The organism is Giesbergeria sp. (assembly GCF_028686475.1).
GTDB lineage: Bacteria > Pseudomonadota > Gammaproteobacteria > Burkholderiales > Burkholderiaceae_C > Simplicispira.
Map to the genome: position 1 here is coordinate 180,490 of NZ_JAQUCA010000003.1, position 16,880 is coordinate 197,369.

A 16,880-nucleotide genomic window follows, 5' to 3' on the forward strand; every position below is an offset into this window, starting at 1 on the left:
TGAGGCATTGGCCCACCTGCACCACTCCATGCACAATGCAACATTGCTCGCCGCTGTCGATCTTGGGTCGAACAGCTTTCGTCTGGAAATTGGCCGCTTCGAGCACGGCCACATCCAGCGCGTTGAATACCTCAAAGAGACCGTGCGCCAAGGCAACGGGCTGGACGATGACCGCAACCTGACCCCTGGGGCCATGCAGCGCGGCTGGGATTGTTTGGCGCGTTTTGCCGAGCGGCTGGCCGATTTTCCGCGCGCCCAAGTGCGCGCCGTGGCCACGCAAACCCTGCGCGATGCCCGCAACCGCGAAGTCTTCTTGCAACGGGCTATCCAAATTTTGGGCCACCCGATTGAAGTGATTTCGGGGCCAGAAGAAGCGCGTTTGATTTACCAAGGGGTGGCGCGCATGTTGCCGCAGTCGGACGAGCGCCGTTTGGTGGTAGATATTGGCGGACGCTCCACCGAGCTGATTTTGGGCCAAGGCTTTAACGCCCAGGCCGTGGCATCGTTTCGTGTGGGGAGCGTGGCGTGGTCTAGCCGCTATTTTGAGAATGGGCAATTTACCCCCCAAGCCTTTCACAGCGCAGAAATTGCCGCCAAGGCGGTATTAGACGAAGCCTTGGTGTCTTACCATCCCAGCACGTGGGAGGTGGCCTATGGCTCCTCGGGCACGGTGGGGGCGGTGGGCGATATTTTGTTGGCGGCTGGCTTTGCACCTGCGGGCACCATCAGCCGCGAAGGGCTAGATTGGCTGCAAGAGCGCTTGCTACGCGCCCAAAGTGCCGACCGTATCCGTTTGGATGGTCTCAAAGACGAACGCCGCGCCGTGATTGGTGGTGGCCTGAGTGTGTTGCGCGCCCTGTTCGATTTGTTGGGCATTGAGCAAATGCAGGTGGCCCAAGGCGCTTTGCGCCAAGGCGCACTGTACGACCTGATTGACCGCGAGCAACCCGAAACCGACCTGCGAAGCTCCACCGTGCGCGCCCTGATGGAGCGTTTTGCTGTCGATATGGCCCAAGCCGAACGGGTGGAGCGGGTCGCTTGTGGCCTGTTTACCCAAGCCGCCCCCCAAGCCAATCCGCACGCGCTACGCAAACTGGCGTGGGCGGCACGCCTGCACGAGATTGGCTGCCGTATCTCGCACAGCTATTCGCACCGGCATGGGGCCTACATTTTGGACAACACCGATGTGGCCGGTTTTTCGCAACCCGAGTTGCACCGCTTGGGCCTGCTGGTGTTGGGCCACCGGGGCAAGGTACACAAGCTAGAAACCGATTTGGAAGATGCCACTTTTGCCCTGCAACTGCTGTGCTTGCGCTTGGCCGTGGCTTTGTGCCATGCCCGGCGTGACCCTGAAGTAGAGGGCTTACAACTGGAGGTGCAAGGCAGCAGTTTTGCCTTGCAAACCCCGCCCGGCTGGGCCGACCGCTATCCGCAATCGACCCACCTACTACGCGAAGAAGTGCAAACCTGGCTCAAAACCCCGTGGATGCTGCTGCTGGACGCGCAGCCCTGACACCCGCAACGCCCCCAAGTGAGGGCAAGGTTAGAGTAACTCGGGCGATTGCACCGTCACCAGCACGGTTTCAGTTTGCTCTAGTTTTTGCCGTTGGTGCAGCCACCACACTGCCCCCTTGCGAATCGAGCATTCGCCAGTCTGTATGCCCAGCAACTGGGCCGCTACCTGCCCCAGCATGGGCTGGTGGCCCACCACCAGCACGGCCCCTTTGGCATCGGGCCAGCGGGCCAGCTCTAACAACTCGTGCGGCGAGCCATCGGGCAGCAGCTCGGCGCGCAGCTTGTATTTGCGCTCTAGGGCGCGCACGGTTTGCTCGGTACGCATGGCGGGGCTGGCCAACACACGCAAGTTGTCGGGCAGGTGCTTACGCAGCCATGCGCCCATGCGCGCAGCTTGCTTTTGGCCGCGTGGGGTTAAAACACGCTGCAAGTCGTCTTGCCCATCCACCAAGTCGTAGGCTTCGGCATGGCGCCACAAAATTAAGTCCATTGGGGTCTCCGGTTGATTACGCTTTGGCGGGCAGTGGATGCGCTAAAGCGTAGCGCTGCATCAGGGCTTCTTGCGCGCCGGTGTTGCTGCTGCCCTCATCATGGCGCACATCGCGGTACACGCCATCGGGTTGCAAAATCCAGACATCGCGGTCATCGCACAGATAGGCTACCAGACACTCGTCCAAAATACGCTGGCGCAGTTTGGCATCGGTAACTGGCCAAGCCACTTCTACCCGGCGCACCATGTTGCGGCTCATCCAATCAGCGCTGGAGAGGTACAAATCTTCTTGCTCGCCGGTGCGGAAGTAAAACACCCGGCTATGCTCTAAGAAACGGCCAATGATGGAGCGCACGCGGATATTGTCGCTCACACCCGGCACTTGGGCGGGCAAGATGCAGGCCCCGCGAATAATCAGGTCAATTTTGGCTCCACGCTGCCCGGCCAATAGCAGCGCACGCACCAAGGCTTCATCGGTCAGGGAGTTCATTTTGGCCACGATACGCGCATCTTTGCCTTCGGCAGCGGCCAGCCCGACCTGCTCAATTTTTTCCATCATGCCCCGGTGCAGGTGGAACGGTGCCACCAACAAACGGCGCATCGGCGGCAGCCGGTTTTGGCTGGCCAGATGGTTGAACACGTTGTCCATGTCCACCGTGGTGTCTTCGTCGGCGGTCAGGTAGCTTAAATCGGTGTAGAGCCTTGCGGTGCGTGGGTTGTAGTTGCCGGTGGACAGATGCCCGTAGCGGCGCAGATGGCGGCCTTCGCGGCGCGTAATCAGCAGCAGCTTGGCATGGGTTTTCAAGCCCACCACGCCATACACCACCTGTGCGCCGACCGACTCTAACGCTTCGGCCCAGTTGATGTTGGCTTCTTCATCAAAACGGGCTTTGAGTTCGACCACTGCCAGCACTTCTTTACCCCGACGTACCGCTTCGCGCAGTAAATCCAGCATTTGCGGGTCAGAACCGGTGCGGTAGATGGTTTGCTTAATCGCCAATACCTGCGGGTCATTCACGGCCTCGCGCAGAAAAGCCAGCACGCCATCAAAGCTTTCAAACGGCTGGTGAATCAGGATGTCACCCTTGGTGCGTAGCTGCGTCAGGATAGATGCACCTTGCGGCATTTGGTGTGGCCAGCAGGGTACCGAGCGCGCAAAGACCAAATCGGGTCTATCGGCCAAGTCAATCAACTGGGCCAAACGCACCAAATTGACCGGGCCATGCACCCGGTAAAGCGCCTCGGTAGGCAGGTTAAATTGGGCCAGTAAAAAATCAGCCAAAAAGTCGGAGCAACCCGCAGACACCTCTAAGCGCACCGCCTCGCCATAATGGCGCAGTTGCAAGCCTTGGCGCAGCGCGGTGCGTAGGTTGCGCGCGTCTTCCTCATCCACGGCCAAATCCGAGTGGCGCGTGACGCGGAATTGCGAAAAAGCCGTGACTTCGCGCTCGGGGAACAAATCGACCAAATGCGCGCGCACCACGCTCGATAAACTGACGCATTGCACGCCCTTGGCCACACTGGCAGGCATACGAATCAGGCGCGGCAGCACGCGCGGAATTTTGACAATCGCGATTTCATTCTCGCGGCCAAAGGCATCACCCCCTTTGAGGCGCACAATAAAGTTGAGCGATTTGTTGGCCACCTGCGGAAAGGGGTGCGCGGGGTCTAGGCCAATCGGAATCAGCAGCGGGCGCACCTCGCGCTGAAAATACTCTTGCACCCATTGGCGCTGGGCGGCGTTGCGCTCGCCATGCGGAATCACCCGGATACCCTGGGCCACCAATGCAGGCACCAACTCGTTGTTGTAGAGGGAGTATTGGCGCTCGACCAAATGGTGAACTTGGGCGGCCAAAGTTTCAAACGAGGCTTGGGTATAAACCCCTTTGGTCTCACCACTGCGTGCTGCAGTTAAATGCGGCGCGGCACGTACCTCAAAAAATTCGTCTAAATTAGAAGAAACAATGGTGAGATAACGCACCCGTTCTAGCAGTGGTACATCGGGGCGCACGGCCCAATCGAATACGCGCTCGTTAAAGGCCATGATGCTGTGGTCACGGTCTAGCAGCGTAGCAGGGGGGGTGCGGTGGGAGGCAACAACAGGGCCAGCAAGAGGCTGCACGGCTGTGGTGCGCTCCGCAGAAAGAGATGGCATGGGACTGGAGGGGTTCAAAGCTGATTGTGACAGTATTGGCTTAGGATGTGTCAATTTCATGACGAGCATCATGGCAATGTAAGCGCTAAAGGATAAGCGCTTGGCAGCAATTGTCCCCAAAATGTCCTTCGCTTTGCCAGCAAAAAAACAATCACTCTTGCATAATCGGCCAAGGATATTGCACCGTGCTCAACCGCCTTCGCCTTTTTAACCGCTCACCATGCCATGCTGGCCTGTGGTCTTTTGTCTGTATGGCGCTGTGCTGTGCAGCATGGATTTGGAAATTAGAGCAACAAGATTTGGCCCAGCAACGCGAGCAGGTGTCTGGCTTGGCGGGCGACTACGCGCGCGCTTTGCAGCGCAGCATAGATTCGGCTTTGTCTGCCAACAACGTACTGGTGGCCTTGGTGCGCCAAAGCCAAGGTGAAGTGCCCAAGTTTGAATCCATCGGCGAACAGCTATTGCCCTTTTACCCCGGCATCATCGCACTGGCTTTGGCCCCGGATGGCATTGTGCAAAGGGTGGTGCCCTTGCAAGGCAACGAGGCCTTGTTGGGCTTTAACCAGTTACAAAACTCTGAGCAAGGTGCCGAGGCAGAACTGGCCCGCGACAGTGGCCAACTGACCTTGGCCGGGCCGCTGCCCTTGGTGCAAGGGGGCATCGGGCTGGTAGGGCGCCATCCAGTCTATTTGGCCGATTTGGTCAATGGAGGGCGTTATTTTTGGGGCTTTACCACCGTCACTATTCGCATTGCCGACGTGTTGGCCGCAGCCAATTTACCCAGCTTAGAAGAGCGCGGCTACCATTACCGTTTAGCACGCCTGCTGCCCCATACCGGACAAGAGCAAGACATCAGCCTGTCTAAGCTGCCGCCCGGCGCGTCTGCGGTAGTGCAAACTTTGTCTTTGGCCAATGGCCAATGGTTTTTGGCGGTAACCCCGGCGCACGGCTGGGGCAGTCCGTTGCGGCTGCTGGGGCGCGCTTTGCTGGGCTTGTTGTTTAGTGGATTGGTGGGCTATGTGGTGCGCTTATTGCTGCAACTCAAGGCGCACGAAAAAGACCTAGAGTCTTTGGTGCAAGCACGTACCGCCGAGATTTTTAGCACCCAACAGCAACTGCAAGCCACGGTCGATGCCATTCCCGATATTTTGTTAGAACTCGACGACGATGGCCGTTTTTTGCAAATTGACAACGTCCATGCCCACGCTTTGGCAGCTCCTGCGGCACGCTTGTTAGGACACCCGCTGTGGGAGGTCCTGCCCGAAGGGGCCAGCAACACCCTCATGACTGCTTTGGCCGAGGCCCGGCAGCAAGGCTGCTCTAGCGGGCAGCAAGTATGCCTGAACATTCCTGACGAGGGCCAACGTTGGTTTGAGCTGTCCGTGGCGCGCAAGGCCGCCACGGGCGACAGTGCGCCCGGCTATGTGCTGCTGGCGCGTGACATTACTGAGCAACACGCTGCACTAGAAAAAATTGAGCATTTGGCCCATTTTGACCACCTCACTGGCCTGCCCAACCGCGCCTTGCTGGCCGAGCGGGCGGCGCAAACCATCGCGCAGCAACGCGACAGTGGCGGCACGCTGGCGGTGTTGTTCTTGGATTTGGACCACTTCAAAAACGTCAATGACTCGCTGGGGCACCGTTTGGGCGATGTGTTGCTACTCACCTTGGGCCAACGGCTGCAAAATTTGGCACGGCCCCAAGACACCGTATCGCGTTTGGGTGGCGATGAATTTTTGCTGCTGGTGCCCGACACTGGACCCGAAGCAGCGGCACAACTGGCCACCGAGGTGTTGCAAAGCCTGTCACAACCCTGCCAAATTGATGGCCACGAACTGAGCACCACCCTCTCGCTGGGCATTTCTATCTTCCCCAAAGATGGGGAGCATTTTGACACCCTGTACCAGCGCGCCGATGCCGCCATGTACCGCGCCAAACGCAGTGGGCGCAACCGTTACAGCTTCTTTACCGCAGATTTAGAAGCCTCCTCGGCGCGCGCCCTGCTGCTAGAAAATGCCTTGCACCGGGCGCTAGAGCGGCAACAATTTGCCCTGCACTACCAAGCCCAAGTTTCCTTGCAAACCGGCCACATCATTGGGGCCGAGGCTTTGTTGCGCTGGCAACACCCCGAGCTGGGCGCTATCTCGCCAGCAGAATTTATCCCGATTGCCGAAAACAGCGGCATGATTGTGGCGATTGGCGAGTGGGTGCTGGCCACCGCCACCCGCGATGCCAAGCGTTGGTTAGACCAAGGCTGGGGACTCAACACCGTAGCCGTCAACCTATCGGCGGTGCAGTTTCGCCATCCCCAACTGCTAGAGATGGTGTCGCGTTGCCTGACAGAAGCCCAACTGCCCGGCCAACACATCGAGTTAGAACTGACCGAGGGGGCCGCGATTGACGACCCAGCGTCCGCGCTGGAAGTCATGACGCAATTGCACCAGTGCGGGGCGCATCTGTCGATGGACGACTTTGGCACCGGCTACTCCTCGCTCAACCAGCTCAAGCGCTTTCCACTGGGCAAGCTCAAAATTGACCAATCTTTTGTGCGCGATGTGGGCGAAGATGCCAGCGACCGCGCCATCGTCACGGCCATCATCCACATGGCCCAAGCCTTGGGCTTACGCACCACTGCCGAAGGGGTAGAAACCGAAGTGCAGCGCCAGTTTTTGCTAGAACAAGGCTGCGATGAAGGTCAAGGCTATTTGTTTAGCCGTCCACTGCCCACACCCGCCTTTGAGGCCCTACTACAACAACAACGGCCCATGCCCAGCGCTGCGCCAGCGCCCGCAGTAGCAGCTGTCTAAGGGCAAGCCCCATACAGCCCAATGGGCTGCTACACTTTGCTTTACAAACCACTACGATAGCCCGTTTGACCAGCTGCCAGCACCGGCACCCCATGCCCGATTTACACGAAGACCCTTCTGCTGCTACCGCGCCACCGTTGGCCACCGACCCCACCTGGCTACGCACCCTGCGTGAACACCAGGTTTTGCTCGACAACGCCGGCGTGGGCATCGTGTTTATCCGAGACCGGGTGGTGGTGCGCGCCAATGCCCGCTATGCCGAAATTTTTGGTTACCGCTCACACCAAGACTTGATTGGCCAAGGCAGTGTCGGTTTTTACCCCGACCAAGATGCCTTTCGGGCTTTAGGGCGTGCCTCCTACCCAGTCATGTCGCGCGGACGCACCTACCATACCGAACGGCAAATGCGCCGCTGCGATGGCAGCCTGTTTTGGGCGCGGCTAACCGGCACCCTGATTAATCCACAAGACACCTCCGAAGGCTCCGTCTGGATTATTGACAACATCGACGCCCAAAGAAGCATCCAATGCCAACTAGAGGCGGCCCAACAAGAAAAACAAGCCGCCTTGGCCCAAGCCCACGAAGCCCTAGAGCGCATGGTGCAAGAGCGCACGCAACAACTGCGCCAAACCGTCAATAGCCTGCACAACGAGATTAACGACCGGCGCAAAGACCAAGAACGCATTTATTGGCTGGCCCATTACGACCCCCTCACGGGCTTGCCCAACCGCACCTTGCTGGCCGAACGCAGCAGCCAAGCGATTGAGCTGGCCCGCAAAGAGCAAACCCCGCTGGCGGTTATTTTTTTAGATTTAGACCATTTCAAGCACGTCAATGACTCGCTGGGGCACCGGGTGGGCGATGCGTTACTGGTGTCTATTGCCCAACGCCTGCGTGCGGTAGTGCGCGAGCGCGACACCGTGTGCCGCGTAGGCGGTGATGAGTTCATTTTGCTGCTGCCCGGCGCCAATGCCGAAGGGGCCGAACGTGTAGCGCAAAAATTACTAGAAGCCTCGCGCCAGCCCTACCAAATTGAACACCACGAGCTAACGATGGCCCCCTCAATGGGGGTGGCACTTTACCCCGATGATGGCACTGATTTTGCCACGCTCAACCAAGCCGCTGATGTCGCCATGTACCGCGCCAAACTCGATGGGCGCAACACTTACAGCTTTTTTACCCCCGAAATGCGCGCCCAATCGGTGCGCGCCTTGCAACTAGAAAACGCGATGCGCCGCGCCCTAGAGCGCGAACAATTCACCCTGCACTACCAGCCGCAAATTTGCATTGCCAACGGCCAAATGACCGGGGTTGAGGCACTACTGCGCTGGCAACACCCCGAGTTGGGGGCCGTGTCGCCCGCAGAATTTATCCCAATTGCCGAAGATTGCGGCCAAATCTTGCCGATTGGTGAATGGGTACTGCGCGAAGCCCTGCGCCAGCTACAAACCTGGCGCAGCAAAGGCTTGGTGCTTGAGACTATGGCCGTCAATTTATCGGCGGTACAGTTCAGGCAGCCACAGTTTCCGCAATTGGTGACACGCATTTTGCAAGAAACCGGCCTGCCCGCCCATGCCCTAGAACTAGAACTGACCGAAGGCGTGGCAATGGACGACCCGCGCATGGCGATTGCCACCATGGACGAACTGCACAGCTACGGCGTGCGCTTGTCGATTGACGATTTTGGCACCGGCTACTCCTCGCTCAGCCAGCTCAAGCGCTTTCCGGTGTACAAACTCAAAATTGATCGCTCTTTTGTGCGCGACTTGGATGACGATGCCAACGACCGCGCGATTGTCAGTGCCATCATCCGCATGGCCCAAGCGCTGGACATGCAAACCGTGGCCGAAGGGGTAGAAACCAGCGGTCAGTTGGATTTTTTACGCGAGCAAGGTTGCACCGAAGCCCAAGGCTACTACTATGGCCGCCCCATGCCCGCCCACCAATTAGAAGGTTTACTCGAAACGGGTGCAGGTAGCCCCAAATAAACTGCTGAAGCGCTCCGTCCTTCCTACCTGCCAATCTACCCAATGGGCATCTTTACATTCCTGCCCATTTGAGCGACTATCAGCCATACACGGAGAGAACACCATGGCCACCATTCCCATCACCGCTGCCGTTGCCCCGCAAGCCCAGGCCCAAATGGCACGACGTGAGGCACAACAGGCCGAGCAAGATGCCAAAACCCTAGAGGCTAAAGCCCAAGAAGCCCAGCGCACCGCCAACACCGAGCAGGCACGCGCCGATAAAATCAACCAGCAGGCCGAGCAGGCCAACCAGCGCTCAGACTCGGCCAACAACAACGCCAGCGCCGCCGAAGCCAACGCCCGACGCGATCGGGCCAGCACTTCGCGCATCAACATCAATGGCGCTGGCCAAATGACGGGGGTTTGGGTCGATGCCAAAGCCTAAGCAGCCTAAATGGCTGCTTTAACCGATGCGGGCCGCTTCGCTCAGGCGCTCGGCACAGCGGCTGGCCACGGCTTGGTCGGCCGCTTCTACCATGATACGCAGCACCGGCTCGGTGCCACTGGCACGAATCAGCACCCGCCCCGAGGTGCCCAACTCGGCCTCTACCGCTTGGGTTTCTTGCACCAGCTGCTGATTGGCGCGCCAATCTTGGCCGGGTGCTACGCGTACATTGAGCAGCACCTGCGGAAACAGCGTTAAACCAGCCAACAATTGGGCCATACTTTGCTCGCTGCGCGCGCAGTATTGCAATACCTGTAAAGCACTGACCAAGCCATCGCCCGTGGTTTGGCGGTCTAGCACCAGCAAATGCCCAGAGCTTTCGCCGCCCAACAACCAATGGTGGCGTGCCAGCGCTTCTAGCACGTAGCGGTCTCCGACCTTGGCACGCTCCAACTTGACACCCCGTGCGTGCAAGGCCAGTTCTACCGCCATATTGGTCATTAAAGTGCCTACTACGCCGGGCACGTCTTCATCACGGCCAATGCGGTCTATGGCCATCAAATAAAGCAATTCATCGCCGTTATACAGACGGCCTTGGGCATCGACCATTTGCAGCCGGTCGGCATCACCGTCCAAGGCAACACCATAATCGGCATGGTTGGCACGCACGGTGCGTACCAGGGCATCAGGGTGGGTGGCCCCCACTTCGTGGTTGATGTTCAGGCCATCGGGGGTGCAGCCGATGGCGATGACTTCAGCCCCCAGCTCATGGAACACCTTGGGGGCAATATGGTAGGCGGCACCGTGGGCGGCATCGACGACGATTTTTAAGCCCTTGAGGGTTAAATCTTGCGGAAAAGTGCTTTTACAAAATTCAATATAGCGCCCAGCGGCATCGTCTAAGCGGCGCGTTTTGCCCAACGAGGCCGAATCGGCCCATACGGGCGCATCTTGCAAAGCGGCCTCGACTTCCAACTCCCAAGCGTCCGACAATTTGTTGCCTTGGGCGCTGAAAAATTTGATACCGTTGTCTGGAAAGGGATTGTGGCTGGCGCTAATCACCACGCCCAAGCTGGCACGTTGCGCGCGTGTCAGGTAAGCCACACCGGGTGTCGGCAGCGGCCCCAGCAGCACCACATCTACCCCAGCAGAATTAAAACCCGACTCCAACGCGCTCTCTAACATATAGCCCGAGATGCGCGTGTCTTTGCCGATGAGTACCGTGGGGCGCTCTTCGGTGCGCTTGAGTACCCGGCCCACCGCATGGGCCAAGCGCAGGACAAAATCAGGGGTAATGGGGTGTTGGCCGACCGTGCCGCGAATGCCATCGGTGCCGAAGTATTGACGTGTCATAAAAAATGCTGCTGAGTAGAAAAATGCTCCGCAACCGGACAGCGTGGGTCAAGCAAAAAGCCCTGTTATCGTGTGATAACAGGGCTTTGCTGTGTGTGGTGGGTCCTGAGTGGCTCGAACACTCGACCTACGGATTAAGAGTCCGCTGCTCTACCAACTGAGCTAAGAACCCACTTTATAAATTGTGTCGCTTGCTGCGAAGACCTAAATTATGCACCATTTTTTGCCAAACTTTTAAAGTTCTTAGAAGAAAGCCCCTTTTTCACCACAAGATATGTCGCAGGAAAGTGCATCGAACGACACCACCTGTCGGAGCACTCGCCTACAGTAGTTACTTCAGCAGAATGCTCTTCAATCAACAAAAAAAGGCCATTTTTTATGCTTCCACGTCACACCTTACCCATCACAGCAACGGCTTCTAACGACTGGTTTCAGTCCTTGGTTCAACCTCCCAGTCTGGGCTTTGGTCTACCTATAGAAACTATGCCTTTGGTACGACTGATTCAACTGGATGAAATCAATGAAGAGCGTCATCAAGCCTACCGCCAAGCACTGGCCAATGTGTATGCCACCCTCGACCCAGCACAGCGCGTGCGCTTGTTGTATGTGTTAGATGGTGGGCCCAATGGGGTGGCCTTGTATTTTGGGGTAGTGGCCGACAGCGAAACGACTGACCTGCACGAGGCCATCAAAAATTTACGCAGTGCCCTAGAAGGGCAGTTGCCCGGTATCAATTTTGCAGAGGAAGTAGATAACCAGACCAAGAAAATGCTGCTCCAGCGCTGGTGCCAATCCACCCATCAGGGCGTGATGTTGGGTGCGCCTACGGTGCCAGAACAGCAAAGCAACGACGAACAAAATTTTCAGGGATTGGCTCGCTTGGTGCGTGCCATGCAGTCGGGCAGCCGTACGCAAAACTACGCCGCCACGAATACCGGCGGTTGGCAACTCACTGTGATTAGCCAACCCCTAGAGCGTCAGCAGATACGCCAGCACATTGCCCAAGCTTACGCCTTATCTTCGGAGCTAGCAGCCCAAGTGCGTACCAGCGTACAAATGAGCGACAACACTAGCCAGCAAAAAAGTGTCTCTGTGGGCACCAGCACAGCGCAGGGCAGCAACCAAGGAACGTCCTATACCCGAGGCAAAAATACCAGCGGGACTTCAGGAAAAAACCAAGGGTCTTCGTCGGGCAGCAACAGCTCCTCTAGCTCCAGCAGCACCAACACGGGCACATCCCAATCCAAAACAGATGGCACCAGTGAGAGCGATACCAAAAGCAAAGGAACCTCGCATACCGAAACGTCTACCGACAACTCTAGTCTGTCGGATACCAAAGGCAGCTCACTGGGTATTACACAAGAGATTGCCAACAAACGCGCCCAGCATTTAATGGACTATTTAGACAAGCAGCTGATTGCTCGCCTGCACAAAGGTCTGACTAAAGGCTTGTTTCACAGCGCAGTTTACTTAACCGCTGAGAAAAATTCGGACTATCAACGCCTGAAAAACACCGTACGCGCCACCTTGCAAGGTGCTGAAACCACCCTTAGTCCGCTGGAGGTGTACGACCTACCCGCCAGCGCACGCGGCCAGATGCTGCACCTGCCAACCTTATTTGGCAACGCGCAACGCGCCGAAGAACTACTGTTTCACAGCCTACGCCCCGGCCCACACAATACCTTGGGCAGTTTACTCACTGCCGATGAACTGGCCACAGTGGCCAGCTTGCCCCAGCAAGAGTTACAAGGCATACGGCGGCGCAAAACTGTCAACTTTATTGTCGATTTGCCCAGTATGGCCGTTGACCATGCAATTGACTTGGGTACGGTAGTGGATCATGGCCGCCACTACCCCAACAATCGTGTTCATTTACAACGCAACGACCTGAACAAACACGTTTTTGTCACCGGTGTAACAGGTTCGGGTAAAACGACCACCTGCCTGAACCTGCTACTAGAGTCTGGCCTGCCCTTTTTGGTGATTGAACCAGCCAAAACTGAATACCGCGCACTGGCCACACACCTTGCCAGCGGCATTGATTACTACCGCCCCAATGGTGACGACCATCAAAGCCTGCGTATCAACCCTTTTGCTCTGATACGCAAAAGCCAACGTATCAAAAGCCATGCCGGGTTTTTGAAAAACGTATTTGCCGCCATCTTCCCAATGGAAGCATCTATGCCCATGATGGTGGAGGCAGCCATCTTAGCCAGTTACGAGGACAAGGGCTGGGACATAGACGACAACGAATTTCTGCCCGGTGGCGACCCCTTCGACCCCCTGACACGCGCTTGGCCGACCATGAGCGAGATGATTCGCCAGCTAGACCGCATCATCCCCACCTATGGTTTAGGCCAAGAATTTACAGAAAAGTACCGGGGTTCCCTCGTCTCGCGTTTGCGTAGCCTGACCGATGGCACGTTAGGCCAAGTGCTGGACGTACCGCAATCCCTGTGCTTTCATACGCTGCTTGAGCGCCACGCTGTAATTGAACTGGAAGAACTGCAAGGCGGTGAAGAAAAAGCCTTGCTGATGGCCCTGTTGCTGGGTGGCATTAACGAATCTATCCGCGCCCGGCACGCTGAAAACCCCCATTTCCGGCATCTGACACTGATTGAAGAGGCCCACCGACTGCTATCACGCCCCGAGCCCGGCGATAAAGCCGCTGCAATGGCCGTTGAAGCCTTTGCCGACATGCTGGCCGAGGTACGCAAATATGGTGCAGGTCTCATCATTGCCGACCAGATACCAGCCAAGCTCATTCCTGACATCATCAAAAATACCCATAGCAAAATCGTGCATCGCCTGTTTGCCGAAGATGACCGCCGCGCTATGGGCGAGGCCATGATGATGGACGATGAACAGCGTGCCTTTTTGCCTAATTTAAGCACGGGCGAAGCCGTTATTTTTTGTGGTGGCTGGCACGGCCCGGCCCATGCCGCTATCCGCAACGACCGCGCCAACACCGATGGCCACCCGCCTGCACTGAATATTTCAGACTGTGGTGTGCAACAACTATGGCGCGAACGGGCACGCTATTACCCCCAGTTTTGCAGCCTTAAATGGCTGAGCCAAGAACAGGCGCAACGCACAGAATTTGCCCAATTTGTGCGCCACACCCGCCAAGCACAAAACCAGCTTTTGCTGTTTGTCAGTATGCCCAGTCGTGCAGAAAGCGCTTTTGCCTTTCTGAAGCAATGGCTGGCACGCTGGCACGCTTCGGCACAAGCGGGTCAGGCGCACTATGCGCCGCAACGTGGTACTGAGGCGATAACTTGGCCAGAGAACTTACTGGCGGCTGCGTGGATGGCCTTGCTGCTGGATGCCAACCCGCGCCCGCGTGCTGAAGCCAAGGATGTATCGTCACTGTTGGCAAATACCGCAGACAATGAACCTTATTTGGCTGGCGTTTGCGACACCTTTTTGCAACTGCTGACCGACAGTGCGAACACAAAAGAATGGCTGCAAAAACTCAAAATTCTCAAAATATTAGACCCCCGTCAGGCAAAAGACCTGAGCGAACATTTAGAGCATTTGGGCCATTTCAAGAAATTCTGATTCTTTCGCCTTCCACCCACCTACCTCAAAGGAAAAAATCATGGGACTTTTTAGTTTTGTTGCAAGCTGCTGTAGTGCTATCGGCAGTGCCATTTCCAGTGCCGTCAGCAGCATTGGCAGTGCCCTTTCCTCCTTCGCCACCACCATTGGCCCGGTGTTGGGCAGCATCATTGACGCACTCAAGCCAGTGGCAGAAGCCTTGGGACGCTTTGCCAACGCCTTTTTGCAAGGGCTGGGCATCATCCAGCCCCACGAAAACGTAGAAGACATGGGCGAGCGCGCCCTCCAAGCAGCAGGCAAAGGCATCACCATGGAAAAGTTTGAGAATTTTGACGGCTATATGGATGCCCTACGCAAGTTTGAGCTGGACCCCGAAGTCAGCAGCAAGCGCAGCAGCGCAGAAAAATTGGTAGCAGGCTTGGGCGTAGGCACGATTGGCGTAGAAGACAAATTCAACGCCGAACGCGGCAGCCTCAATGGCATCTGGGCTTTGCCCATGACCAACCCCAGCTATTTCACCCCCGAGCGGATGCAGGGCTTGGTGTCTGCTGGGCGATTGGGTGGTGATGTGTTTGCTTATTTAGAAAAAAGACTGGGCGGCGCGGAGTCCAACAGCTTTAGAAAAGACCTAGAAATGACCCCAGAGGGCCAGCCCATGAATAAGCAGCAACTGGGCACGTTGTACGACGCATTAGACGACGCACGCGAGCAATGGGCCAGCATCGCCAAACAAATGCAAGAAAAGAACAACCCAACACGCGATGCCTAAGCTGCCTATTTTTTACTGTTCGCCATGAAATCTACCCTTGTTATTTTTTGCCTGCAGAACCAACTGGCTGCTTGGCGTTTGGGCCGCAGCCATGCACCACAGCGCGTATTGATAGACAGCCAAGAGCTCCTGCCCCTACCCACCCCAGCCACTGCCCAAGCACTGGCCCAAGCCTGTGCAGATATTGCCGAACGCCTGCACGGCGAAGGCTTTGCCATTGACGAAGTGCATTGGATACTCGATGCGCCTGGCAATGCCCTGTGGCAAACCAGCCTGCCGCTGCTCCAGCAGATATTCACCCAGCACAACGTTTGGCAAAACCTGTCTTGGCCGTGGCTGGCGGCACGTTTTGGCTTGGATGCTACCCAGCCTTGGGCCACACCCGCTGTGTGGGCCAAAGGGCTGCTGCCTTGGCTAGTAACACTAGACCGCAACGCCGAGCAGCAGCAAATGCAGCAAGCTTTGGCCCGTGACCACCAAACCCAATCCGAGCAGTTATTGGCCGAGCGCACCCGTTTGCAGCAAGAAAACGAACAACTGCGCCACCAAAACGCCGCATTGCACCAAGTAGATGCCGAAAACCTGTTGCGCTTTCTGCCCGCCCTGTTTGCGCGGGTGTTTGTTGTGCTGGGTGCGACCGACTTGGCCCTGCTCAGTGGCCGGGTAGAGCCATTGGCTATTCCCAACCCTTACCCCGAACCGAGTGAAGAAACCCTACGCACCCTGCAAAAACACTTTCGCGCCCTGCCACTGCCGTTGCAACAACAAATCGTGCGTTTTGTGGCCCACCTGCCGCAGCGCCAAAAATTGCAGCCGCGCCCAGAAATGCGCGAACTGGTGCAAGCCCTAGAGGAAAACTAAAACATGGCTAAACAACTACCCACCGAAGACGGCTTAGACAAACCAAGCCGCAAGCGCTTAGAAAAACTGGAGACACAATGGTCAGAGCCTTGCGAGGCGTGGAGTGTTGATAAATTGACCTTGCCCGACCTAAAACTGCTGCTAGAGCGTTTCACGCCGCTGCAAGATTTGATTCGCGCCTTGGTGGCCACCCCAGAAGGCACAAGCCCCAACACCTTGGCGCAAGAAACCGCCAGCTTGCGCCACGAAGCCAGCAGCGCCCAAGCAGCCCAAAGCAGCGCAGAAGATGCACTGGCCGAGGCACAGGCCCAACTAGCCCAAGCCCACGCACAATGCAGCGCCTTGCAAAACGACCTCAACCAGCACAAGCACGACCTCAGCGAGTGCGCTGCTACCACCAAAAACCTATTGCAAGAAAACCAAGCCCAAGCGAATACCATTCAGAAACTGGAAAAAGAAGTACAGCAAGCGGAAAAAAAGCTCAAAGCCTGCCAAGCCGAACTGGCCCGCAGCGGCAACGCACCGGCAGAACTGGCCTTACTGCGCCAAGACAATGCGCTGGCCCAAGCCTTGGGGCTGGCACCCTTGCCCAGTGACGACACACTAGCCCTGATTCAAATGGTGGCGGTGCTGGCCCAACGCGACAACCTAGAACGGCTGTGGCGCACCTTAAAAGACCGCTGCGAAACTGAGCTCCGCCCTGCCAGCGCCAGCGAGGCTGCGCTATTGACCGCCGCCTTGGCTTGGTACAACCACAACTGGCGCACCCGCCCCTATGGCCTGATAGAGGCCACGCCCGCCACGGCCTACGACTTTGAGCGCCACCAGCGCTGCCGCCACAGCCCCACCGGCGACACCGTAGCCGCCCAGCACCTGCCCGGCATGGCCGATGGCAGCGGCACGCCACTGTGCAAAGCACTGGTCAGCACCCGTTAAATCCATAAAACAGAAGAGAAG

11 protein-coding genes and 1 tRNA gene are annotated in these 16,880 nt (G+C 57.2%); 8 read left to right on the top strand and 4 right to left on the bottom strand.

Annotated elements, in window-relative coordinates:
- Positions 1 to 28: 28 nt before the first annotated feature.
- Positions 29 to 1,513 carry a Ppx/GppA phosphatase family protein gene (locus tag PHX60_RS03300; protein ID WP_300074647.1) on the top strand — a complete coding sequence of 495 codons (1,485 nt, stop codon included), beginning with the start codon at positions 29 to 31 and terminating at the stop codon, positions 1,511 to 1,513.
- Between the two features lie 30 nt (positions 1,514 to 1,543).
- On the opposite strand, the gene PHX60_RS03305 is transcribed toward PHX60_RS03300, so the two are convergent.
- Both PHX60_RS03305 and ppk1 read right to left on the bottom strand, forming a co-directional pair.
- Positions 1,544 to 2,005 (bottom strand): histidine phosphatase family protein, encoded by a 462-nt coding sequence (locus tag PHX60_RS03305; RefSeq protein WP_300074649.1) that lies wholly within the window; start codon positions 2,003 to 2,005, stop codon positions 1,544 to 1,546.
- A 16-nt stretch (positions 2,006 to 2,021) separates the two neighbouring features.
- Positions 2,022 to 4,160: a polyphosphate kinase 1 gene (gene ppk1, locus PHX60_RS03310; protein ID WP_300074652.1), complete on the bottom strand. Its 2,139-nt coding sequence runs from the start codon at positions 4,158 to 4,160 to the stop codon at positions 2,022 to 2,024.
- Positions 4,161 to 4,411: 251 nt separating this feature from the next.
- Between ppk1 and PHX60_RS03315 the strand changes: the two genes are divergently transcribed.
- The 3 genes from PHX60_RS03315 (at position 4,412) to PHX60_RS03325 (ending at position 9,379) form a co-directional block, all read left to right on the top strand.
- The gene (locus PHX60_RS03315) at positions 4,412 to 6,967 is read left to right on the top strand and encodes an EAL domain-containing protein (protein ID WP_366144330.1); all 2,556 of its coding nucleotides are present in this window, start codon (positions 4,412 to 4,414) and stop codon (positions 6,965 to 6,967) included.
- Positions 6,968 to 7,059: 92 nt separating this feature from the next.
- Complete coding sequence (locus PHX60_RS03320) at positions 7,060 to 8,955, top strand: EAL domain-containing protein (RefSeq protein WP_300074658.1); 1,896 nt, start codon at positions 7,060 to 7,062, stop codon at positions 8,953 to 8,955.
- Positions 8,956 to 9,058: 103 nt separating this feature from the next.
- Complete coding sequence (locus PHX60_RS03325) at positions 9,059 to 9,379, top strand: hypothetical protein (protein ID WP_300074660.1); 321 nt, start codon at positions 9,059 to 9,061, stop codon at positions 9,377 to 9,379.
- An 18-nt stretch (positions 9,380 to 9,397) separates the two neighbouring features.
- On the opposite strand, the gene glmM is transcribed toward PHX60_RS03325, so the two are convergent.
- The gene (gene glmM / locus PHX60_RS03330; RefSeq protein ID WP_300074663.1) at positions 9,398 to 10,732 is read right to left on the bottom strand and encodes a phosphoglucosamine mutase; all 1,335 of its coding nucleotides are present in this window, start codon (positions 10,730 to 10,732) and stop codon (positions 9,398 to 9,400) included.
- A gap of 96 nt (positions 10,733 to 10,828) precedes the next feature.
- Positions 10,829 to 10,904, bottom strand: a tRNA-Lys gene (locus PHX60_RS03335).
- A 311-nt stretch (positions 10,905 to 11,215) separates the two neighbouring features.
- Here PHX60_RS03335 and PHX60_RS03340 point away from each other — a divergent pair.
- The 4 genes from PHX60_RS03340 to PHX60_RS03355 are packed head-to-tail and all read left to right on the top strand — an operon-like array spanning position 11,216 to position 16,859.
- Positions 11,216 to 14,293 (top strand): hypothetical protein, encoded by a 3,078-nt coding sequence (locus PHX60_RS03340; protein WP_300074666.1) that lies wholly within the window; start codon positions 11,216 to 11,218, stop codon positions 14,291 to 14,293.
- Positions 14,294 to 14,333: 40 nt separating this feature from the next.
- Complete coding sequence (locus PHX60_RS03345) at positions 14,334 to 15,062, top strand: hypothetical protein (RefSeq protein WP_300074668.1); 729 nt, start codon at positions 14,334 to 14,336, stop codon at positions 15,060 to 15,062.
- 24 nt (positions 15,063 to 15,086) lie between these two features.
- A complete protein-coding gene (locus tag PHX60_RS03350; protein WP_300074671.1) occupies positions 15,087 to 15,923 on the top strand; it encodes a hypothetical protein in 837 nt (278 codons plus the stop codon).
- A gap of 3 nt (positions 15,924 to 15,926) precedes the next feature.
- Positions 15,927 to 16,859: a hypothetical protein gene (locus tag PHX60_RS03355; RefSeq protein WP_300074673.1), complete on the top strand. Its 933-nt coding sequence runs from the start codon at positions 15,927 to 15,929 to the stop codon at positions 16,857 to 16,859.
- Positions 16,860 to 16,880: the final 21 nt, after the last annotated feature.